This is a genomic window from Pseudomonas sp. ICMP 10191, from assembly GCF_001467335.1.
Lineage (GTDB): Bacteria > Pseudomonadota > Gammaproteobacteria > Pseudomonadales > Pseudomonadaceae > Aquipseudomonas > Aquipseudomonas cerasi.
Genome location: NZ_LKGW01000135.1, coordinates 41,794 through 63,871 on the forward strand (window position 1 = coordinate 41,794; position 22,078 = coordinate 63,871).

The 22,078-nt window shown below is 59.0% G+C and carries 20 protein-coding genes and 2 pseudogenes; 8 read left to right on the forward strand and 14 right to left on the reverse strand.

From position 1 onward, the window contains the following. Positions 1-2: 2 nt before the first annotated feature. The 8 genes and pseudogenes from AO388_RS30085 to AO388_RS29405 all read right to left on the reverse strand — a co-directional run. Positions 3-977 (reverse strand): annotated as a pseudogene (locus AO388_RS30085) (PAS domain-containing protein); the annotation flags it as partial. 101 nt (positions 978-1,078) lie between these two features. Further along, positions 1,079-2,257: a Na+/H+ antiporter NhaA gene (gene nhaA, locus AO388_RS20745; protein ID WP_058417043.1), complete on the reverse strand. Its 1,179-nt coding sequence runs from the start codon at positions 2,255-2,257 to the stop codon at positions 1,079-1,081. A gap of 164 nt (positions 2,258-2,421) precedes the next feature. Beyond that, the gene (locus AO388_RS20750; RefSeq protein WP_058417090.1) at positions 2,422-3,936 is read right to left on the reverse strand and encodes an ABC transporter substrate-binding protein; all 1,515 of its coding nucleotides are present in this window, start codon (positions 3,934-3,936) and stop codon (positions 2,422-2,424) included. A 50-nt stretch (positions 3,937-3,986) separates the two neighbouring features. After that, positions 3,987-4,967, reverse strand: coding sequence for an ABC transporter ATP-binding protein (locus AO388_RS20755; RefSeq protein WP_058417044.1), 981 nt, complete (start codon positions 4,965-4,967; stop codon positions 3,987-3,989). Continuing rightward, positions 4,964-5,968, reverse strand: a complete 1,005-nt coding sequence (locus AO388_RS20760; RefSeq protein WP_058417045.1) for an ABC transporter ATP-binding protein — start codon at positions 5,966-5,968, stop codon at positions 4,964-4,966. Before AO388_RS20760 ends, AO388_RS20755 begins: the two co-directional genes overlap by 4 nt. Further along, positions 5,965-6,828, reverse strand: a complete 864-nt coding sequence (locus AO388_RS20765) for an ABC transporter permease (protein ID WP_058417046.1) — start codon at positions 6,826-6,828, stop codon at positions 5,965-5,967. The genes AO388_RS20760 and AO388_RS20765 overlap by 4 nt, the downstream gene beginning before the upstream one ends. Next, positions 6,825-7,772 (reverse strand): ABC transporter permease, encoded by a 948-nt coding sequence (locus AO388_RS20770; protein ID WP_058417047.1) that lies wholly within the window; start codon positions 7,770-7,772, stop codon positions 6,825-6,827. The genes AO388_RS20765 and AO388_RS20770 overlap by 4 nt, the downstream gene beginning before the upstream one ends. Further along, entirely contained in the window at positions 7,772-7,927 is a 156-nt protein-coding gene (locus AO388_RS29405) for a hypothetical protein (RefSeq protein ID WP_003368637.1), read from the reverse strand. Before AO388_RS29405 ends, AO388_RS20770 begins: the two co-directional genes overlap by 1 nt. 183 nt (positions 7,928-8,110) lie before the next feature. Here AO388_RS29405 and AO388_RS20775 point away from each other — a divergent pair, with 183 nt between their 5' ends. From AO388_RS20775 to AO388_RS20790, 5 genes and pseudogenes are all read left to right on the forward strand, one after another. Continuing rightward, positions 8,111-8,875: a LuxR family transcriptional regulator gene (locus tag AO388_RS20775; RefSeq protein WP_003368638.1), complete on the forward strand. Its 765-nt coding sequence runs from the start codon at positions 8,111-8,113 to the stop codon at positions 8,873-8,875. 95 nt (positions 8,876-8,970) lie between these two features. After that, positions 8,971-9,894 (forward strand): proline iminopeptidase-family hydrolase, encoded by a 924-nt coding sequence (locus tag AO388_RS20780; protein WP_058417048.1) that lies wholly within the window; start codon positions 8,971-8,973, stop codon positions 9,892-9,894. Positions 9,895-10,161: 267 nt separating this feature from the next. Continuing rightward, a pseudogene (locus AO388_RS30415) lies at positions 10,162-10,929 on the forward strand (MCP four helix bundle domain-containing protein); the annotation flags it as partial. A gap of 69 nt (positions 10,930-10,998) precedes the next feature. Then, on the forward strand, positions 10,999-11,787 hold the full coding sequence (locus tag AO388_RS30420; RefSeq protein ID WP_371123822.1) for a methyl-accepting chemotaxis protein: 789 nt from the start codon (positions 10,999-11,001) through the stop codon (positions 11,785-11,787). 414 nt (positions 11,788-12,201) lie between these two features. Then, a complete protein-coding gene (locus AO388_RS20790; RefSeq protein WP_003431595.1) occupies positions 12,202-12,702 on the forward strand; it encodes a GAF domain-containing protein in 501 nt (166 codons plus the stop codon). A gap of 13 nt (positions 12,703-12,715) precedes the next feature. On the opposite strand, the gene AO388_RS20795 is transcribed toward AO388_RS20790, so the two are convergent. Next, positions 12,716-13,171, reverse strand: a complete 456-nt coding sequence (locus tag AO388_RS20795; RefSeq protein WP_054082003.1) for a GNAT family N-acetyltransferase — start codon at positions 13,169-13,171, stop codon at positions 12,716-12,718. A gap of 362 nt (positions 13,172-13,533) precedes the next feature. On the opposite strand from AO388_RS20795, the gene AO388_RS20800 reads away from it, so the two are divergent. From AO388_RS20800 to AO388_RS20810, 3 genes are all read left to right on the forward strand, one after another. Then, the gene (locus AO388_RS20800) at positions 13,534-15,357 is read left to right on the forward strand and encodes a sensor domain-containing phosphodiesterase (RefSeq protein WP_003431597.1); all 1,824 of its coding nucleotides are present in this window, start codon (positions 13,534-13,536) and stop codon (positions 15,355-15,357) included. 92 nt (positions 15,358-15,449) lie between these two features. Next, positions 15,450-16,235: a sulfite exporter TauE/SafE family protein gene (locus tag AO388_RS20805; RefSeq protein ID WP_003368645.1), complete on the forward strand. Its 786-nt coding sequence runs from the start codon at positions 15,450-15,452 to the stop codon at positions 16,233-16,235. Between the two features lie 219 nt (positions 16,236-16,454). Then, positions 16,455-16,655 (forward strand): hypothetical protein, encoded by a 201-nt coding sequence (locus tag AO388_RS20810; RefSeq protein WP_003313743.1) that lies wholly within the window; start codon positions 16,455-16,457, stop codon positions 16,653-16,655. Between the two features lie 264 nt (positions 16,656-16,919). On the opposite strand, the gene AO388_RS20815 is transcribed toward AO388_RS20810, so the two are convergent. From AO388_RS20815 to kdgD, 5 genes are all read right to left on the reverse strand, one after another. Further along, entirely contained in the window at positions 16,920-17,114 is a 195-nt protein-coding gene (locus AO388_RS20815; protein WP_003431599.1) for a hypothetical protein, read from the reverse strand. A 190-nt stretch (positions 17,115-17,304) separates the two neighbouring features. Beyond that, the gene (locus AO388_RS20820; protein WP_003368647.1) at positions 17,305-17,544 is read right to left on the reverse strand and encodes a PLDc N-terminal domain-containing protein; all 240 of its coding nucleotides are present in this window, start codon (positions 17,542-17,544) and stop codon (positions 17,305-17,307) included. A gap of 244 nt (positions 17,545-17,788) precedes the next feature. Beyond that, positions 17,789-19,342 carry a galactarate dehydratase gene (garD, locus tag AO388_RS20825; protein WP_058417049.1) on the reverse strand — a complete coding sequence of 518 codons (1,554 nt, stop codon included), beginning with the start codon at positions 19,340-19,342 and terminating at the stop codon, positions 17,789-17,791. A gap of 10 nt (positions 19,343-19,352) precedes the next feature. After that, positions 19,353-20,738 (reverse strand): MFS transporter, encoded by a 1,386-nt coding sequence (locus tag AO388_RS20830; protein ID WP_003431603.1) that lies wholly within the window; start codon positions 20,736-20,738, stop codon positions 19,353-19,355. A gap of 165 nt (positions 20,739-20,903) precedes the next feature. Then, positions 20,904-21,815: a 5-dehydro-4-deoxyglucarate dehydratase gene (gene kdgD, locus AO388_RS20835; protein ID WP_003431605.1), complete on the reverse strand. Its 912-nt coding sequence runs from the start codon at positions 21,813-21,815 to the stop codon at positions 20,904-20,906. Between the last annotated feature and the right edge of the window lie 263 nt (positions 21,816-22,078).

Here is a 22,078-nt window from a genome sequence, read left to right on the forward strand (position 1 = left end):
TGGCCGCGCGCACGGAACCAGCGGTACTCGCCGGTTTTCATCTTCAGGCGGTACTCGATATCGAACGGCGTCTTGCCAGTCCGGTCATTCAGGTGCTCACCGAAAGCCGTCAGACTGCGCTCCTTGTCTTCAGGGTGCAGCCGTGACGCCCAGCTATCCAGTACGTCGGGAAACTCTTCCACCGTTTCAAAACCCAGCAGACGCCTGAATTGTGGAGACCACCAAAAAGGATTGCGCGCATTGACCGGGTCGCCAGCAATGACCTCCATGTCCCAGAGCCCGTCGGAGAGCATCTCCCGGGCCAGTTCGAATCGGGTAATGATCACATCGTGTTCAAGATCACGTTCAAGCTCGTCGTGGATATCCCGAAGAGAGCCGGCGACCCGCAGCGGCGTTCCGCGTGCGTCTCTTAACGTTTCGCCCTGGGCATAGAACCAGCGATACGTGCCGTTCTTCATCGCCAGACGATTCTTGACTCGGTACGGCGTGTTGCCGGAACGGTCATTCAGGTGCTTGGCAAATGCATCGAGCGTGGCTTGTTTATCCTGAGGATGAAGCCGGTCTGCCCAGCTCGCCAGTACGTTGGGGAAGTCGCGCTCGTCGTTGAAACCTAGAAGCGTGCGTAGTTGCTGAGACCACCAGAATCGGTTGTTCGGATTGACCGGATCGCCCGCGACCACCTCCATATCCCAGAGGCCCTCGCTCGATGCACGGTTGACCAGATCAAAGCGGGTTTCATAAGCGGCAGCCGAGGCAGAGGCTTCACCCAGTAGATGGCGGGCGGTTTCCAGTTCTTGCTCAAGATCGGCAATACGTTGCTCGTCAAGGCGACGCTGGGTGCTCAGCGAGCTCCAGCATTCAAGTACCGCGGTTTTTTCAGCACATCCCCCTACCGCGGGCTCAGTGCCGCCCTTGAGCGAGGAGATCAGTTGCTGAAGGGCCTTTTTGTCACGACGGGGACTGAACAGGTGAAGCATGCTGTGGGCTCTCAAAGTAGGAGAAGTTGGCCGAGTCCCTGGCACGTCCCGTCTTTATCGTCCTGCCGCCCGGTTTCTGTAATGCCAGATTGCGATCAGATTCACCCCCGCTGCGCAAACCTGCGCAACACAACCACACCCAACACAGCCGACAACACCGAACCGATCAGCACACCCACCTTGACCTCGTCGACCAGTTCCGGCGCGCCCGGAAAGGCCAGTGCGCCGATGAACAGGCTCATGGTGAAGCCGATACCACACAAGGCCGCAACGCCGTAAAGCTGACCCCAGTTGCTGCCGTCCGGCAAACGGGCCAGGCCTGCGCGAATCGCCAGCGCGGCCATGGCGAATATGCCGACCTGCTTGCCGACCAGCAGCCCTAGCGCAACGCCGAGCGGGACCGGGTCCACGAGCTTGTCGGCGGTAATGCCCGACAGTGACACGCCAGCGTTGGCAAAACCAAAGATCGGCACGACGGCAAACGCCACCCACGGGTGCAGCTTTTCTTCCAGATGCAGCAGTGGCGAGCGAGCCTCTTCATCGGGTTTGCCCAACGGGATGCACAGCGCAAGCGCAACGCCAGCGAGGGTGGCGTGGATGCCGGACTGGAGCATGAAGAACCACAGCAGCGCGCCAACGATGAGGTAAGGCAGCAGTTTTTTAACACCCAGACGATTCAGCGCGACGAGCACGGCGATGGAACCCAGCGCTGCCAGCAACATGGGCATGGAGAGATCGCTGGTGTAGAACAGCGCGATGATCAATACAGCGCCGAGGTCATCGAGAATCGCCAGTGCAGACAGGAATATCTTCAGCGACAGCGGTACGCGCTTGCCCAGCAGGGACAGCACCCCCAGGGCGAATGCGATATCGGTCGCTGCCGGAATGGCCCAGCCGCCGATGGTGTCTGGCCGTCCCCAGTTGAACGCCACGTAGATCAGCGCCGGAACCACCATGCCGCCCAGTGCCGCAAAGCCTGGCAAGGCTCTCTGGTTCCACGACGCGAGCTGACCGGCGAGCACTTCGCGCTTGATCTCCAGGCCGACGAGCATGAAGAAGACCGCCATCAGACCGTCATTGATCCAGTGCGAAACCGACAACCCGGCGAACACTGCGTGCAGCGCGGCGAAGTAGCTGTCGGCCAGCGGTGAGTTGGCGACGATCAAGGCCGCCAGCGCAGCCGCCATCAACACCAGCCCGCCAGCGGATTCAGCGGCGAAGAAACGCGTGATGAACGCCAGCGCGTTCGGGGATTCGGTACGGGGGGTGGGTTTATGCATGACGGCTCCGCGGGGTACAGCGCAAAAAAGGCCGCAACCTTACCATCCGCAGAGCCTGTTGAAGGCTTGGTAAACCTGAGGATACAAATTAACGCTTCCCGGCCGAAACCGGGCCGGGAAACGTCGCTGAACAATGCCTGCCGATCAGGCAGGCATTGTTCATGTCACTTCTTGACCGTTTCCTCGAGCGTAAAGCGGCCCAGCGGGTTCTGACCGAAGTGCTCGATGTTCTTGCGCGACACACTGATGTAGGGACTGTAGTAGAGGTCGATCCAGTTGACGTCGGCCTTGGCCATTTTCTGCAGGTCGATGTACATCTGCTCGCGCTTTTTCGGGTCCATTTCGACCCGTGCGGCAGCGACCAGCTCCTTGACCTTGTCGTTCTTGTAATGGGTCATGTAGTTATTGTTGGTGTCGTGGCCGAGCACGAAGGTGGTCTTCTGGTCCGGGTCGAGGATGTCGTTGGTCCAGTACATCACGGAGATGTCGTAGTCACCGGCAATCAGCATGTCCCAGCTCTGGCTCGGGTCGACTTTCTGCAGCGTTGTGGTCACGCCGACCTTGGCCAGTTGCTGTTGCAGCATGACCGCGATTTGCTCGTCGACTTCGTTGCCCGCGTTGACCACGTAATTGAGTTTCAGGTCCGACGCGCCGGCGTCCGCCAGCATCTGTTTGGCCTTCACCGGGTCATAAGGGCGTTGCAGGTTGTCGGCGTAATGGTACAGCGCGCCTTTGGGAATGTAGGAATTGGCCACGGTGCCCAGCCCGAAGGTAGCGGCTTCGACCAGCGATTTCTTGTCGATGGCCATGTCCAGCGCCTGACGTACTTCAGGCTTGGCCAATGCGCCGTGTTCGTGGTTGATCAGCAGGTGATCCTCGCGAGTGGAGGGGTCGAGGTGGACCACCAGATCGGGGTCCTTCTGCAGATTTGCGATGCGCGAGAACGGTATCCATATCGCAGCATCGAGCTCGCCCTTCTGGACCATGAGCGTGCGGGTGTTGTCGTCCGGCACCGAGATCCACTCGACACCGTCCAGGCTCACGCTCGGCGCTTCCCAGAAGTTGGGGTTCTTCGCCAGAATTACCCGGTCACCGCGACGCCATTCCTTCACGGTAAATGCGCCGGAGCTGACAGGCTGCTCGGCATACGCCTCTTCGCCCATGCTCTTCATGGCTTTCTCGGAGAGAATCGACACGTTGGGCAGGGCCAGTTGCGAGAGGAACGAGGCCGAAGGACTCTTCAGCGTGATGACCAGCGTATGCGGATCTGTCGCAACGGCCTTGTCGATAATCTTGTAGGAATCGCTCCACAGTGAACCCTTGTCGTCGCGAATTCGCAGCAGGCTGAATACTGCGTCACTGGCTGTCAGGTCCGAGCCATCGGAGAATTTGGCCGGGCGCATCTTGAGCGTATAGGTCAGCCCGTCAGGCGAGATCGACCAGCTTTCCGCCAGCCCCGGCACCAGCTTGGTGCCTTTGTCATCTACGCGGATCAGCACATCGTAGACGTTGGAAAACACCCAGTTGTCGATGTTCTGCGCACTTTTGATCGGGTCGAACGTGGTGCCGTCCTCACGACGGCCGATGGTCAGCACGCCCGCAGCTTCGGCAACACCCGCCGCCAGTGAACAGGCCGCCAGCATGGCGACGGTCAGCATTTTCATTGGTCGAGCTTTCATACGCATGAACTCCTTGTCGATGTCGGGACAGATGTCGTTACAGATCAGGATCAAAAAATCGGGGCTTCCAGCACACAGTCGTAGCGCTGCTGGCCGACATGCCGCGTCGGTGGCGCGACGCTGGAACAGGTCGGCCTGGCAAACCGGCAACGCGGATGAAACGCGCAGCCGTCGGGTAGCTGCAGGGGGCTTGGCGGCTCACCCTGCAACGGCTCGCCGGGCAACGGGCGATCCGGATCGATTTCCGGAATCGCCTGAATCAGCGCAGCGGTATAGGGGTGACGCGGCGAGAGAAAGACGTCCTCTACCGGGCCTTCTTCAACAATTTTGCCCAGGTACATGACCGCCACCCGATCGCACAGGCGACGCACGATGGCCAGGTCATGAGCAATGAACAGAATCGCCAGGTTCATGCGCTGGCGCAGCTCCAGCAGCAGGTTGATGATCTGTCCCTGAATGGAGACGTCCAGTGCCGCCACACACTCGTCGGCAATGATCAGCCGTGGCTCGATGGCCAGCGCGCGGGCGATGCCGACACGCTGACATTGTCCGCCGCTCAAGGCACCCGGCTTGCGTTCGGCAAATTCGGGCCGCAGACCGACCATGTCGAGCAGCTCGATGACCCGCGCCGGAATGTCGGAAGTGGCGACCTTGCGCTGCACGGCGAGCACCTCGGCCAGCGTCGCACCGATGGTCATGCGCGGGTTGAGCGAAGAGGACGGGTCCTGAAAGACCATCGCGGTTTCGCTGCGCAGGCGTTGCAGATTGATACCGCTGCCTTGGGCCATGTCGACGTCATCGAAGACGATCTGCCCGGAGGTGATGTCATTCAGGCGCAGAATAGCCCGCCCCAGCGTGCTCTTGCCGCTGCCGGACTCGCCGACCAGACCCAGCGTTTCACCCGTACAAATGCTCAGCGACACCCCGTTGACGGCGTGCACCCAACGCTTGTTGAGACCGAGGAAACCCGAGCCGGGGGCCGGGAAGCGCACCACCAGATCATTGACGTTCAGCAGTGTGGTGCCGCTCATGAAACGGCCTCCCGGGATTGCACCAACGGGTGGTGACAGGCCGCAGCATGGGCAACGCCCATCGGCCGCATCAGCGGCAGCTTGTCAGGGCAGTCTGCCCCCGCATGACTGCAGCGGGCATGAAAACGACAGCCGCTTGGCAGTGCGTCGAGCAAGGGCGGCTGACCGGGAATGGTCCGTAGCAGTTCGCTGCCCGCGCTGCTGGCGGGCTGGCATTCGATCAGGCCGTGGGTATAAGGATGGCGTGCGCGAGCGAGCACGTCGCGCTTGCTGCCGTGCTCACACAGGCGACCGGCATACATCACCGCGATGGAGTCGCAGGTTTGCGCCACCACGCCGAGGTCGTGGGTGATCATGATCAACGACAGCCCGTGCCGGTCGCGCAAGTCCAGCAACAGACGCAGGATTTGCGCCTGCACCGTCACATCCAGTGCGGTGGTCGGCTCATCGGCGATCAGGACCTGCGGCCCACAGCCCAGCGCTACGGCAATCATTGCGCGCTGGCGCATGCCACCGGAAAATTCGTGGGGGAAGTTATCCACACGCGACGCCGGATCGGGAATGCCGACCTGGCGCAAAAGATCGATGGCCTGCGCCCGGGCTTCACGCTTCGACGCGCCCTGATGCAGACGCACACCTTCGGCGATCTGCTCGCCGATGCGCATCAGCGGGTCCAGGTGGCTGCTGGGATTCTGGAAAATCATGCCGATCCGCCGTCCGCGCATGGCACGCATTCCAGCGGCATCCAGCGTCAACAGATCGACATCATTGAGGCGTACCGAGCCGCCGCGCACGTGCAGATCCGGCGACGGCATCAATTGCATCAACGCCCGGCAGGCCATGGTCTTGCCAGAGCCACTTTCACCGACCAGCCCGAGAATCTCGCCCTGGTGCAGGTCGAACGACAACCGGTCAACCAAGGTCACTTCGCGATTTCGATGGTTCGCTGCATGGGTCGCCACCACGCTCATCTCGCTGACCTGCAGCACGGGCGTACTCATTGCCGTTCTCCCAGGGTTTCGGCGACGCCGTCCGCCAACAGGCTGAAGCCCATAGCCAACGTCACGATGGCCAGGCCCGGAAAGGTGCAGATCCACCACGCCGAGGTGAGGAACGCCTGCCCTTCTGCGACCATGGTCCCCCACTCCGCCATCGGTGGTTGCACACCCAGGCCCAGGTAGCTGACCGATGCGCCGCTGAGCAGCACCAGAACCGCGTCAGACATGGAAAACACAATCGAGCCGAACATCGCGTTGGGCAGCAGATGGCGGAACAGGATACGCAAGTGACCAAAACCCAGGCTTTTGGCCGCCAAGGCAAAATCGCTTTCCTTGAGCACCAGGATCTGTGAGCGGATCAGCCGCGCATAAGACACCCAGCCCACCAGCGCCATGGCGATGTAGAAGCTGCCCAGGCCCGGCCCGAGAATCGCGATGATCGCCAGCATCAACACCAGAAACGGGAACGCCAGCACGATGTCGATCACGCGCATGCACAGGTTGTCGAAGCGCCCGCCAATGTAGCCCGACAAGGCGCCGATGAAGGTCCCGATCATGAACGGGAAGATCACCCCGAGCACGCAGATCTGCAGGTCGACGCGTGCCGCCCAGATCACTCTGGACAGAATGTCGCGACCAAAATTGTCGGTGCCGAACGGATGCGCGAGGTGCGGCGCGAGCATGCGCAGCTCGGTGTTCTGGTAGATCGGGTCGTAAGGTGCCAGCCATGGCGCAAACAGCGCCAGTATCAGCCACCCGCCCAGTAAAGAGCCGCCCAGCAGCATCGCCAGCCGGCCATTGCGCAAACGCAGGCGCAGCCGGGAACGCCAGTGCGGACGAAGATGCGCATGGGCCACGGTCATTTGATATTCACCCGCGGGTCGATGGCCACCGTGGCCACATCGGCAAGGAAGTTCACGATCACCGTGGCGCATGCCAGCACCATCGCCACACCCTGCACCACCATGTAATCGCGGCTGAAGATGCCGCGCACCAGCAACTGACCGATGCCGGGAATCGCAAACAGACTTTCGATCACCACGGTGCCGCTGATCAGCCAGCCGATGTTCACCGCCAGCAGGTTGATCGAAGGCACCAGCGAATTGGGCAACACGTGGCGCCGAAACAGCGCACTTTCACTGAGGCCACGCGCCCGGGCCGCCGTCACATGATCGGCTTGCAGCTCCACGAGCATGCTCGCACGCAGGTTGCGAATCAGCACCGCAGACAGGGCCAGAGCGATGGTCAGACAGGGCAGCACCAGGTGATGAACCTTGTCCAGCCAGTCGCTGCCGTAGCCCGACACCGGAAACCAGTCAAGCTGCACACTGAACATCAGGATCAGCATGATCCCCAGCCAGAACGCAGGCATGCCCAGCCCGGTGGTGGTGAAGACGCGGATCAGGTTGTCGCTCCAACTGCCTTTGTTGCGAGCCGCGAGCGTGGCCAGGGGCACGGCAATCAGCAACGCCAGCAGAACGCTGCCCAACACCAGAAGTACCGTGGGCTCGATCCGTGTGCTGATCAGCTTGAGTACGTCTATCTTGTACAGCAGCGATTTACCCATATCGCCCTGCACCAGGTTTTTCATGAAATACACGTACTGTGTCCACAGAGGCTCATCCAGACCATACTGGGCGCGGATGTTGGCCAAGGCCTGCGGTGTGGAACGCGAGCCCAGCAGGATGCGCGCCGGATCGCCGGGGATCGAACGCACCAGAATGAAGGTGACCAGGCTGATGCCGAACAGCACCGGCAGCAGCTGCAACGGACGCTGGAGAATGAAACGATAACGACCCAGATTCATCAGACGCCCCGATGCTGTGACAGAAAATTCAGCAGGACCGGAAAGTACGCCGCCGCCCCCTCTACGTAAAAGGGCAGAGCAAAGTTGTAGTCGAACATTGACCATCCGTCGACTTTGATTGTTTTCAGCTCATCCGGCCTGTGTTCATAGCCCATTGCATTGCACCTTTGCGGACGACGCTCATGGCATCAACCCTATCCTGCAAGGCGAGCGCAGACAGCTAGCAATTCTTATAGGTTTTACAGGACTGGCAGCCGATTGGGCGCACGCGTGGCACCGTCCTTGCTAATTGCTATATTAGCGCCCTACATCGGCTCAATGACAAAGGAGGTCATGCCATGCATATCAGGTTGTCGGATTTCAATTCGCGGCTGCAGTCTGCATCCACGCTGGATCAGCAAATGGATTGCGCGCTGCTGCTGGCATCGGATCTCGGATTCGATGCCGTGATTTATGACTACAGCCCTGTGCCGGTGTCCCATGATGGAGCACTGATCACCCCGTCGCTGCTGTCATTGCGCAATACACCTGCGGACTGGTACGCGCTTTGGTGCAGTCAGGGCTATTACCAGATCGATCCGGTGCAACACCTGGCCGTCGCCAGCGTCTCGCCTTTTGTATGGTCATACCAGCCCAGGGCCGAGACGGTCCTGAAAACCTTCATCACGGATATGCACAAGCCGGTGGTGCGCTATCTGCATGACTCACACATGACCTGTGGCGTGACGGTGCCGATCCACATGCCCAAAGGCGGTTTCGCCACATTGACCGGTCTGTGTGCGGACGGCAGCGACGTCGCCCTTGAGGACGCCCGCCAGAGCCTGGCCGAGTTCGGCCTGCTGGCTCACGCCTTTCAGGAGGTCGCCTACCCGCTGTTCGACCAGAAAATTCGCTCGTGCAATGCGATCAGGCTGACCCCGCGCGAGCGCGAATGCCTGAGCTGGTCTGCCGAGGGCCTGACGGCCAGAGAGATTGCCGATCAGCTCAACCGCTCTGTCGCCACGGTGACCTTGCACCTGAATTCGGCCATGCAGAAGCTGGGGGCCAAAAACCGTGTACAGGCGGTAGTGCGTGCCGTTCACTACCGTTTACTCGACCACTGACCGGTTTATCGGCCAAAACCTATCATTTTCTATAGTTATGAGGCGCAAGACGCCGCGCTATGGTGCCCCCAAACTATCCAGCAGGGACCGGCGACATGGCAGATATGACGATCAAGGAAGGTTTTGCGCCTTTTGGCGACTATCAGACGTGGTATCGCATCACAGGCGACCTGCACGGTCCCGGCACACCATTGGTCATTCTGCACGGCGGCCCCGGTTGTACGCACGACTACGTCGATTCGTTCAAGGACATCGTCAGCACCGGCCGGGCCGTTATCCACTACGACCAGTTGGGTAACGGAAAGTCGACCCACTTGCCCGACAAGGGTCGCGACTTCTGGACGGTCAAACTGTTCCTGAGTGAGCTGGATAACCTGCTTGAGCACCTGGGCATCGAAAACAACTACGCATTGCTGGGCCAGTCGTGGGGCGGCATGCTGGCTTCAGAGCATGCCGTGCGTCAGCCCGAAGGGCTGAAAGCGCTGATCATCGCCAACTCCCCCGCAGACATGCGCACCTGGGTAAGTGAGGCCAACCGGCTGCGCGAGGATCTGCCATCTGACGTACAGGCCGCGTTGCTCAAGCATGAAAAAGCGGAAACCTTGAAAGACCCGGAATACCTGAAAGCCTCGCGAGCATTCTATGACCGTCACGTGTGCCGCATCACACCGTGGCCGGAGGAGGTAAAACGTACCTTCGACGCGATTGACGCCGATCCGACCGTGTACCACGCCATGAATGGCCCTACCGAGTTTCACGTTATCGGCACGATGAAGGACTGGACCATCGTCGATCGCCTGAAACTCATCAGCGTTCCGACCTTGCTGATTTCCGGTAAGTATGACGAAGCCACACCGCTCGTCGTGAAGCCCTATGTGGATAACGTCCCCACCATCAGTTGGTCTGTTTTCGAAGAGTCCAGTCACATGCCCCATGTAGAAGAGCGAATGGCCTGCATGGGATGCATCGCAGGTTTTCTGGACACGTTGGTCGAATCGGTTGCAGAGTCCGCAGCTTGATGTTCAGGCCTGATGGATCCACGCCCTGAGAGTTGCATTATTAGAGTGAATACTTTAGTAGCATTCACCCGACTAACGGTTAACTTTTCTCACAGTGTTACTGGAACTTTTTGCCAACATACAGCTGCCTTACAGCAGATAGTTGCAAAAGGCCATTATGAAATAACTTTCATGGCTATTTTGTTAAAGCTCTCTCGTTTTCAGCAGAAAAACAGTTACTGGAAGGAAAGTATTGGCCTTCCGCCTGTTTTGCCGCTGGAGGCAACCATGAACCTCAGATCGTTAAGTATTTCACGCAGGGCCTCCCTGTGCTTTGGCGTCATTACCTTACTGTTGATCGGTCTGGGTGCCTTCTCCTACGTGCAGATCGACCATCTGCGCAAGGCTGAGCAGAACATTGAAGAAAACTCACTGCCCAGTATCCAGGTAGTCGACGACATTCAGATCGCCCTGCTTCACGCTCGCCTGGAAAGCATCAGGATGCTTGCGAGCACCGATCCCGCTGTACACGCCACCGCGGAAGCCAAGGTCCGGGAAGCGATCGAGGCGCTACGTGCCAACAGCGACTTTTATCAAAAACACCTGCTTTCAGGTGAAGCCGACCGCGCGCAATTCGAAGAAGCCAACAACAAGATGAGCGTATACATTGATGGCTTGAAACAGGTCGTCGCGTTGGACAGTTCTGATCATGAAAGAGCGGTCTCCCTTGCCAACGGAGAGCAGGCCCAAAAGGCCACTGCGTACCAGGAAAAACTTACCAGACTGCGCGAGCAAAATGCCACGGAAGCCGTGAGCTCCGGGAAAGATGCAACCGAGGTCTACAATCACAGCGTCAACGTCCTGATGATTGTGCTGATCGCAGCGTTCCTGCTTACCGTGGTCCTCGCGATTGCCCTGACACGCAGCATCGTCGACCCGATCAGCGTCTCGCTTAAACTCGCAGAAGACATCGCCGCCGGTGACCTGACCCGACAACTTAGCGTTGCCGGCAGTGATGAAGCATCACGCTTGATGACGGCCCTGAATACCATGTCGGGGAACCTGCGCACCACCATTCACGAAATTTCCGGCGCCTCCGCACAACTGAGCACTGCCGCCGTCGAGATGACGTCGATCACCGAAAGTGCCGACCGCACGCTGCAGCAGCAGAACAGCGAAATCGAGCAGGCTGCTACTGCGGTAAACGAAATGAGTGCTGCCGTAGAAGAGGTCGCTCGTAATGCTACGTCGACCTCGCAGGCCGCCCAACAGTCGAGCCTTTCCGCCGACCTGGGTAACCAGCGCGTTAACGAAACCCTGACGGCCATGCAGAACCTGACAGGCCTGGTCGAGGGCTCTTCAGCGCAAGTCACTGCGCTGGCTGGCCAGGCTCAGGACATCAGCAAAGTGCTGGGCGTGATTCGCGGCATTGCCGAGCAGACCAACCTGCTGGCACTCAACGCAGCCATCGAAGCGGCGCGTGCCGGTGAACAGGGTCGCGGCTTCGCTGTGGTAGCCGATGAAGTGCGGGCTCTGGCGCATCGCACACAGACGTCCACCCAGGAAGTCGAACAGATGATTTCAGCGATTCAGGCCGGTTCTTCCGCCACGGTCGAGTCCATGCAGAAGAGCACTGAGGAAGTTCACAGCACCCGCAAGACGGCAGAGGACGCCGGAGAGTCGCTGCGTCAGATCACCAACTCGGTACTCGAGATCAATAACCGTAACCTGCAGATCGCAGCGGCCTCCGAGCAGCAGGCGCATGTAGCACGTGATGTCGACAGAAGCCTGGTCAGCATTCGCGACCTGGCCGTGCAGAGCAGCGAAGGCACCCGTCAGACCCTGATCGCCAGTACCGAACTTTCGCAGTTGGCGGTCAACCTGAATGATCTGGTGCTGCGCTTCAAGACGTAATCCAGAACAACACCCACACATGCCGGGCATGACAGAAGGGCAGCAGATTCGTCTGCTGCCCTTCTTTTATAGCGTCAGTACCGTTTTCGGCAAAAAAACCGCAATGGTTCCTCCAGCCGGCAGTCCCCTCCTCTCAAAAACTGTGAGCCGCATCTCTCTGCTGACAGCCTTTCAGACACATAGTCTTCATTAGTTGAAATAGGATCCATAAAGACCTATTTACAAGCACAGGCTATTTGAAAAAGCCCGCAACGTTGACAGGGGCATTGAACTCATTCAATAGTTGGCGTCGAACAACACAATATTTATGTAAGCCACGATCAGGTATGACACGATCACTTCCTGCACGGGATCGGCAGCGCCCGGCGTACCGCCAAGGCCGCATCAGTGCTTTTATGACCAGGGTGACACATTTTGAACAACAAACTGACTTCAGCAGAGCTGGCAGTCATCAGTGAAATCGAGGCCACTTCCAGTCTTTTACGACTGGTGACCCGGCTGACCGGGCTGAGATTTGCGGCAATTGCCAAAGTAACCGAGGCCAGCTGGACCGCATGTGCTGTATACGATGAAATCCAGTTCGGGCTGGAACCCGGTCATCAGCTCAAGCTGGAGACCACGTTCTGCAATGAGTTGCGTCAGCACCGCCAGCCTATCGTGATCAACGAAGTCGCGACCGACCCCGTCTACGCAGAGCATCCCATTACTAAAATGTACGGTTTCCAGAGCTACTTCTCGTTGCCGATCATTTTTCCCAACGGAGAGTTCTTCGGCACCCTGTGTGGCCTGGATACCAAGCCTGCGCCACTCGATGACGCCAATACCCTCGATACCCTGAAAGTGTTTTGCACGCTGATCGCCAGCACGCTGTATGCGCACTATCAATTGCAGGAAATGCAGGAAGTCACCGCTTAAGGCATGGAATGCCTCAGACGCGCAGTTGCCGCTCCATGATTAATGTGCGCTCCTCTCCCTCCAGATGCTCCCGCACCACGTTGAAACCCAGCGCCAAGTAGAACGCCTGCGCAGTCAAGGATGACGGTACAACCATTCGCACCGCGCCCGCATTGCGTGCGACAGCCTCCAGCTCGGCCATCAATAAACGCCCGATCCCCTGCCTATGCCTGTCAGGGTCGACGAATACCGAGCGCACGACCTCCCCCTCCAGACTCGCAGTGCCCACCACCACATTGCCCTCTGACGCCACGAACACCTGACGCTGCAGCATGAACCGCTCGATCGCACCCGGGCCGAAACCCGATTGCACGCGCTCGATCACGCTGACGGGATAATCCCTGGCATTGCTGGTTCGCAAGGCCGCCAATATCACTCGACTGATGGCATCCGCTTCGGCTATGCGGGCGGGTCGTACCTTGATGCTCATGGCGTGGTTCCTGGTTACCCTGCAGTAGGTGAATTCATTTCGAACGCGCAATGGCAAGCAAGACACCGCTCATACGGCGAAGGATTTGCGCACTCCTCATACAAAAAATGTAGGCGAACAGCCCGAATAACGACGTTCGGTCAACTTATTTTCGGCCAGTCGACGAATGGTAGTGCTCACAAGATACCGTAAACAAATGGCCAACCCCTCGCCGTGCGCGGCTTGAACAACGATAGCGTTCAAAAAATCCGATCTGCGGCCGATTAATCGGTATCTCGCCGCTGTGGTCGGAATATTTTCGTCTGTTAAAGTGAGTTTCGTGATGTCATATAGTCATCATCGAGCACCCATTGAGAATTGTCATGAACGCCAGTGCCCCTATTCCCTTGAATGAAACGCAACGTCTGTTGCGCATACGGGAGCTGTGCGTGCTTGAAGATACGTCCGATGACGTATTCGATGAAATCGTCGCGATGACCGCTGCCTTTTTCGAGACGCCGATTGCCTTGATCTCGATCGTCGATGAGCACCGTCAGTGGTTCCGCGCAAGGGTAGGCCTGAATGCCCGCGAAACACCACGCAACGTGTCCTTCTGCGCCTACACCATCCTTTCCGAAACACTGTTCGAGATTCCCGACGCCACGCTCGACGAGCGCTTCGTCAACAACAGCCTGGTGACCGGACACCCTGACATTCGCTACTACGCAGGCGCGCCACTGATCACCGATGACGGCATTGCCCTGGGCAGCCTATGCGTGATCGACACCAAGCCGCGCGAGCCGATGAGCGAGTACCAGACGCAGATGCTCAAGCGCTTTGCGTCGCTGGTCATGAAACGCATTGTCGGCCTCAGGCTCAGTTGCTTTATCGACCAGCCCACCGGCTTGTACAACCGCTCGCGCCTGCAGGAAGATATTCATCAGGCCGTGGCATCCAGTGTCGATTATCAGTTGGTCGTGGTGGATATGATTACCTCCGCGTTCCTCAACGATATCGTCAAGGCCCTGGGTTACAGCTTCTCCCAGGACCTGGTGACAGGTATCAAGAGCCGCTTGGAGCGCCTGTTGCCGCCGACCTGTTCTTTATACAAGGTCAGTCCTACGCGCTTCGGCTTTCTGTTGGCAGGCGACCGTACGCCCGAACACCTGTTCCGCACCATCCTCAAGGATTTCGAGACGCCCGTTGAGTGCCGGGGAATTCCGGTGCAGATGCAGGTCGGCCTGGGCGTCGTGACCCTTAACCGTAATCCGGTCGAAGAACAGGACTGGATGCGCATGGTGATCAGCGCTGCCGACGATGCCCGCGACCGCGACCTCGGCTGGGCGATGTATGAACCGCACTTTGACGCCGCCCAGCAGCGTGCTTTCAAATTGCTCAGTTCGTTGACCGGGGCGGTGCATGCTGACGATCAACTGCGTCTGGTCTACCAACCGCGCATCGACCTCGACTCTGGCCTGTGCACCTCGGTAGAGGCCTTGCTGCGCTGGAATCACCCGACGCTCGGCGCCATCGGGCCTGCCGAGTTCGTGCCGCTGGCCGAGAAGACCGCTCTGATGCGCCCGCTGAGCCTCTGGGTGCTGACCAGTGCAATCGAACAGGCCGCTCGTTGGCAGCAGCAGGGTTTCGATTTCCGTATTGCGATCAACGTGACGCCCGAAGACCTCACCGGCCCGGCGTTCACCGACCGGATGATACGCCTGCTGGGCAAGCACAAGATTGACCCCACCCGCTTTGAGCTGGAGTTCACCGAAGGCGCGTTGATGCACAACCCGGCAGAAGTGCGCCACCAGCTGGAGCGCATGCGCCAGGAGGGCATGGATGTGGCGATCGATGACTTCGGTACGGGCTACAGCAACTGGAATTACCTGCGGCAGCTGCCTGCGACGACGGTCAAGCTCGACCAGTCGCTGATCCGCAATCTGGCATCCGACAAAACCGATCAGCGTCTGGTCAAGGCATTGATCGGTCTGGCCAAGAAACTTGGCTACTGCGTCGTGGCCGAGGGCATCGAAACCGACGAGATTCGTCGCCTGGTCAAGCAGTGGGGCTGCGATGAAGGTCAGGGTTATCTGATCGCCAAACCCATGGAAGCCGAGGCGTTGCTGAACTGGCTGGGCCCCAATCAGCGCCTGCAGAGTGCCTCCGAAGCCGCAGAAGCCGCCATCATCCGCGACAAACGGTTATAACCTTAGAACACATCTTCATAACCGATTACAACGCAAGCCGTTATGCTGCCCGCCACTTTTTGCCTGATGCGTTTGCTTGAAAAAGGTTGGATATGGAAGCGGGTGGTCTGGGTTTCGTAGTTGCAGGGCTGGTAGTCGGTTTCATCGTGGGCATGACCGGAGTCGGCGGCGGCTCGCTGATGACTCCGATACTGCTGTGGTTCGGGATCAATCCGGCCACGGCGGTCGGCACGGACTTGCTGTACGCGGCGATTACCAAATCCGGCGGGGTTCTGGTTCATCGCAGGAACGACAACATCGACTGGAAAGTTACCGGGCTGCTGACTCTGGGCAGCGTCCCGGCGGTGCTCATGACGCTGTGGTTTCTGAGCACCCTGCACACCGCCCCCGAAGCACTTAACGCGATCATCAAGCAGGCCTTGGGCTATGTGCTGCTGCTTACCGCACTCGCCGTTCTGTTCAAGAAAAAACTGCTGGCCTTCGCTCATCGGCGCGGAGACGGGTACTCGTTTTTCAGCGGCACCAGCCTGACGGTACTGACCGTCATCACCGGTCTGATCCTCGGCACCATGGTTGCACTCACCTCCATCGGTGCAGGCGCGCTGGGCACGGTGGCCCTGTTCATCCTCTATCCATTGCTGCCGACCCGACGTCTGGTGGGTACGGAGATCGCCCATGCGGTCCCGCTCACGCTGGTCGCAGGCCTGGGTCATGCGAGCATGGGCAACATGAACTGGGAGTTGCTGGGCTGGCTGCTGATGGGCTCACTGCCCGGCATCTACCTGGGCAGCCACATGGCTGGCCGCGTCTCCGATGACCTGCTACGGCCCTTCCTGGCCATCATGCTGGGCACGATCGGCTTCAAGCTGGCGTTCTGATCGGCGCCTATCCATCAGCCTGTCACATTTCTGAGTCAGGCTTGCCCACGAACATAGCCTCGAAAGCCGCAGAGCCGGTTTGCTTGCAGGCTGTGCGCATTCATCGGGAATTGTAATTTTTTGTAGCGAGACACCGATTTTCGGCGCAGGATTTCGTGCGTCAGCTTCAGCGCCGATGACCCGGCACAGACTTACCCTCACTGAAAGGAGATGCCAACAATGCTCATCCGAATTGAAGAAGGTGTATATGGCGACGCTTGGGTTGTAATACTGGACGACTACCCGGTCAAATGCCGGAGCTGGCAGGAAGCCAGAGAATTTGCCGACCGCATGAAATCCAGAATCGACGCGCCTCATTCGCTGCCGCATATGGCACGCCGCGCAGCGGCCGAAATAAGCGTTCAGGCGGCCGCCCGCTAGACCGCCCCCTCCCCGCGAATTAATCCCTACAGCGTTGCCAGGCAATGGGCGACGCTGCTTCACCCTGTCATCTTCGCCCTGTCATAACGCCGCTTGAATTATCGAACCACTTCTCGTTTCCATGACATCCGTTTCACATCCCCTTCACGTCCGGCTGCGTAAATTGGCCCTACTCCTTTGATGAATCCCATTTGGCCCACCCCGTTGTGGGCCATTTTTTTGCCTGCAGAAAAGTGCCGGCGCTCCCGCGCTGATGCGGCGGGATTACTCGTCTTGCGCTGCGGGCGACGATGATACAGCCAGCACTTGGCTGCCCAATACGCCAGCATTCAGCTCTGCCAGCCGATCACTGCCGGTGCCATTGGCAACGTGATTGCTCCAGCTCGCCACCGAAACTGCCATCCAACCCAGCACAAACAACGCAGCTGCCTGTAACGCCCACTTGGTCATGATCGACATACGCTTTCTCCTTGTTCAGGTCTGGATGGCAAGCATGTAAACACCTCACCATTGCAGAAGAATTGCAGAGATTTTTATTTTTGCCAGCCGACATTCCACCTTTGTGAGCAAAGGTGTCGAAAAACAGAAGGGAGCGATCTACAAGAGGAAATACCCACGCCCGCAGGCGGGGTATTTTTGAAAAGCGGGGTCAGTACTTGGTGCTTTGCTGCTCAGGTCTGGCCGGTGTGTCCACATGACTCGGACCCGCAATCAGCAGAGCCAGCACGCCAACGATTGGCACGGCAACAACGACAATGATCCACATCAGCTTGTTGCTGGATTGTGTCTTGCTCTTGCGAATACGCAGTACTGCCCAGATGTCCGAAATCACGATCAGGGCGGTCAGCGCTGCGAACAACCACAAATGATTTTCCGATATCCAACCCATTTGAAATCTCCTGCACCATCAACGAAGGCAACCAGATCGGCTGCCCTACTGTAGAAGAGGTCAAAAAGAGCCTTAAAGTTCAGAGAATATTTCGGATTGTGACCGGGTGCTCAGCGCAGAGGCAAGAGCGTCCAGAACGGCGCGCCCAAGCAGAGCATGGGCACGATAGGCGTATTCCTCTGCACATCGCGCCTCACACTCCAGCGTGGGAATGCCGTTCGTGACGCTGCGCGTCACATCCCCGTCAGGTAATCGGTGCCGGGTTGAAGAGCGTGATGTCGTTGTGCAGCCGGTAATGCTCGGTCCAGGTCTTCTTCTTGCCGCTGGCCACGTCCAGGTAGAAGTGGAAAAGCTCCCAACCCAGGTCCTCGATGCTCGCGCGTCCGGTCGCAATGCGTCCGGCGTCTATGTCGATCAGGTCAGGCCAGCGCTGGGCCAGTTCGGTGCGGGTCGAGACCTTAACCACCGGCGCCATCGCCAGGCCGTACGGAGTACCGCGGCCGGTGGTGAACACGTGCAGGTTCATGCCGGCAGCCAGTTGCAAGGTGCCGCAGACAAAGTCACTGGCCGGTGTCGCGCAGAAGATCAAGCCCTTGCCGCTGACCCGCTCGCCCGGGCCGAGTACGCCGTTGATGGCGCTGCTGCCTGACTTGACGATCGACCCTAGAGACTTCTCAACGATGTTCGACAACCCGCCCTTCTTGTTGCCCGGCGTGGTGTTGGCGCTGCGATCAGCCTCGCCTTTGGCCAGATAGCGGTCGTACCAGTCCATTTCCCGCACCAGCGCCTGTGCGACGTCCTGATCCTGTGCGCGGGAAGTCAGCAAATAGATGGCATCCCGCACTTCGGTCACTTCGGAAAACATCACTGTCGCCCCAGCGCGCAACAGCAGATCCGATGCGTAACCCAGCGCCGGGTTGGCGGTAATGCCGGAAAACGCATCACTGCCGCCGCACTGCATGCCCAGAATCAACTCCGACGCCGGAACCGTTTCGCGACGCCGCAGATTCAGCTTTTTCAAACGTGTTTCGGCCAGTTCCATGATCTGTTCGATCATTTCATTGAAGCCATGACTGGAATCCTGCAAGCGATACAGCCAAGGCTCGCTGAGGTCCACCGAGCTGTCGCCCTCATGCATGACCTGTCCGGCCTGCAACTTCTCGCAGCCCAGGCTGATCACCAGCGCTTCGCCGCCCAGGTTCGGGTTGCGCGCCAGGTTGCGTACTGTACGAATCGGGATGTAGGCATCGGTGGCCGTGATTGCCACGCCGCAACCATAGCTATGGGTCAGCGCCACGACGTCATCGACGTTCGGGTACTTGGGCAACAACTCGTCACGGATGCGCTTGACCGCGTGGTCGAGCACACCGGTCACGCACTGCACGGTAGTGGTGATGCCGAGAATGTTGCGAGTGCCCACGGTGCCGTCGGCGTTGCGATAGCCTTCGAAGGTGTAACCCTCGAGCGGCGCCTGCTTTTCCGGCACGGCATCGGACATCGGCAGGCTGTCGAGCGCAGGCGCGGAAGGCATGCGCAACTGGTCTTCCCTGACCCAACTGCCGCGCGGTATTGGTTGCAATGCATAGCCAATGGTGTGGCCGTAACGAATCACGGCTTCGCCCACGGCCAGGTCAACGGTGCTGACCTTGTGGCTCTGCGGTACGTTATCGACAGTGACCAGGCCGTTGTCGAATTCGGTTCCGGCCGGCACACCCTGGTCGTTGACCACGACCACGACGTTATCCAGCGGATGCAGCCGGATATAGCGTGGCGAATCGGCATGTTGAATCAGGTTCATCACGGTTTCCTCAGGATTTTGCTTCGGAAAGGTCGCTGACCGAGTCGTTCAGCAATGGCCCCTTGGCAGGCGGCTCTTTCAATTCCACACGCTTGATTTCACCCACGATGAAAATGTAACTGATCACCGCCAGCAGCGCGTTGGCGCCCACGAACACCAGCGCCCATTTGAACGAGCCGGTGCTGCTGATGATGTAGCCAATCACGATCGGAGTGGTGATCGATGCAATGTTACCGAAGGTGTTGAACAGGCCGCCGCTCAAACCGGCGATCTGCTTGGGCGACACGTCGGACATCACAGCCCAGCCCAGCGCACCCACGCCCTTGCCGAAGAATGCCAGGGCCATGAAGCCCACGACCACCCATTCGATGTCGACGTAGTTGCAGGTCACGATCGAGGTCGACAGCAGCAGGCCACCGATGATCGGCGCCTTGCGGGCGAAGGTCAGCGAATGGCCCTTGCGCAGCAGGTAGTCGGAAATGATGCCGCCCAATACCCCGCCGATGAAGCCGCAGATAGCCGGCAGAGAGGCGATGATGCCAGCCTTGAGGATGGTCATGCCGCGCTCCTGAACCAGGTACACCGGGAACCAGGTCAGGAAGAAGTAGGTGATGCCGTTGATGCAGTATTGGCTGAGGTAGATACCCAGCATCATGCGGTTGGTCAGCAACTGGCGGATGTAATCCCACTTGGGGCCGCTGCTGGCTGTTTTTTGCGCGCCTTTACCCTTGTCCTGATCCAGATCGACCAGCGCGCCATTGCTGGAAATGTGCTCCAGTTCGGCCTCGTTGATCATCGGGTGGTTGCGCGGGCCGTAGATGACCTTCATCCAGATCATGGAGAACACGATACCGAACGCGCCCATCACGACGAACACGTGCTGCCAGCCGTAGGTGTAAACGATCCAGCCCATCAGCGGAGCGAACAGCACGGTGGCGAAGTACTGCGCCGAGTTGAAGATCGCCGAGGCGGTGCCGCGCTCGGCAGTCGGGAACCAGGCGGCGACGATGCGCGCGTTGCCCGGGAAGGACGGCGCTTCGGCCAGACCGACCAGAAAGCGCAGCATGAACAGCGCAACGATTGCCGTGGAGACGCCGAACTCGCCCACATAGCCTTGCAGCAGGGTGAACAGCGACCAGGTGAAAATGCTCATGGCATAGACTTTCTTCGACCCGAAACGGTCGAGCAGCCAGCCACCGGGAATCTGACCGGCCACGTAGGCCCAGCCGAATGCGGAGAAAATATAGCCCAGAGTAACGGCACTGATGCCCAGGTCTTTCTGAATGCTGGAACCAGCGATAGCGATGGTGGCGCGGTCGGCGTAGTTGATCGTAGTGACCAGAAACAGCATCAACAGGATCAAATAGCGGACGTGCGTCGGCTTGGACTTTTGCATGGTAGAGCTCCCACTGATTATTTTTTTACGCGGGTAAATCTGTTTTTTGGGTGTAGCGTTACAGGCCCCTTGGCAGTATCACGGCGACGACATCTGCCACCTGTAAGGGTCATGCAGTGCAATGAAAAAACCGCTGATCGCTCAGCGGCTTTGTCGTGGCAGGTGTTATTGCTTGCCTTGCTTGTCCATCAGAGCGGCGAGCATGTCGCACTCGTCTGGCGTCAGATCGGTCAACGGCGCGCGCACCGGACCTGCGTCGTAACCGGCGATCTTCGCGCCGGCCTTGACGATACTCACGGCATAGCCAGCCTTGCGGTTGCGGATTTCCAGGTAAGGCAGGAAGAAATCGTCGATGTATTTACCGACCGCCTGATGATCGTCGCGGGCGATGGCGTGGTAGAAGTCCATCGCCAGTTTCGGTACGAAGTTGAACACGGCAGACGAGTAGACCGGCACGCCCAGCGCCTTATAGGCAGCGGCGTAGACTTCAGCGGTCGGCAGCCCGCCCAGGTACGAGAAGCGGTCACCAAGACGGCGGCGGATCGAAACCATCAGCTCGATATCACCCAGGCCATCCTTGTAACCGATCAGGTTCGGGCAACGCTCGGCCAGTTGCTCGAGCAGGGCCGGCGTCAGGCGGCAGACATTACGGTTGTAGACCACCACACCGATCTTCACCGATTTGCACACGGCTTCGACGTGCGCGGCAACGCCGTCCTGGCTGGCTTCGGTCAGGTAGTGCGGCAGTAGCAGCAGACCCTTGGCGCCCAGACGCTCGGCTTCCTGCGCGTACTCGATGGCCTGACGAGTCGGCCCGCCTACACCGGCGAGGATTGGCACACTGGTGGCGCAGGTGTCGACGGCAGTCTTGATGATTTCGGAATATTCGCTGGCAGCCAGGGAGAAAAACTCACCTGTGCCGCCCGCAGCGAACAGAGCGCTCGCGCCGTACGGGGCCAGCCACTCGAGACGTTTAATGTAGCCGGCGCGGTGGAAGTCGCCCTGGGCATTGAAATCGGTAACCGGGAAAGACAGCAGACCGGACGAGAGGATGGACTTCAGTTCTTGTGGATTCATTATTCGAACACCCTGGAGGACTTAATTGTTAGAGGATCACCGGGTCAGTGCCGATGTCGTAAGTCATCGTACAACTGATAATAAAATCACTCAACAGGGATTTTCGGGTTTTTTCAGGGGGAGCGGACAGAGCCCGGTTTTGACTTTTGCGCTGCCGCATCGATGTGTGACGCAGAGCGTCTGGCGCGTGAGGAACGATAGGTGTTCCCCCAGCCATCTATCGTACCCAAGCTCCAGCGTGGGTATGCCGTTCCGGACGCTCC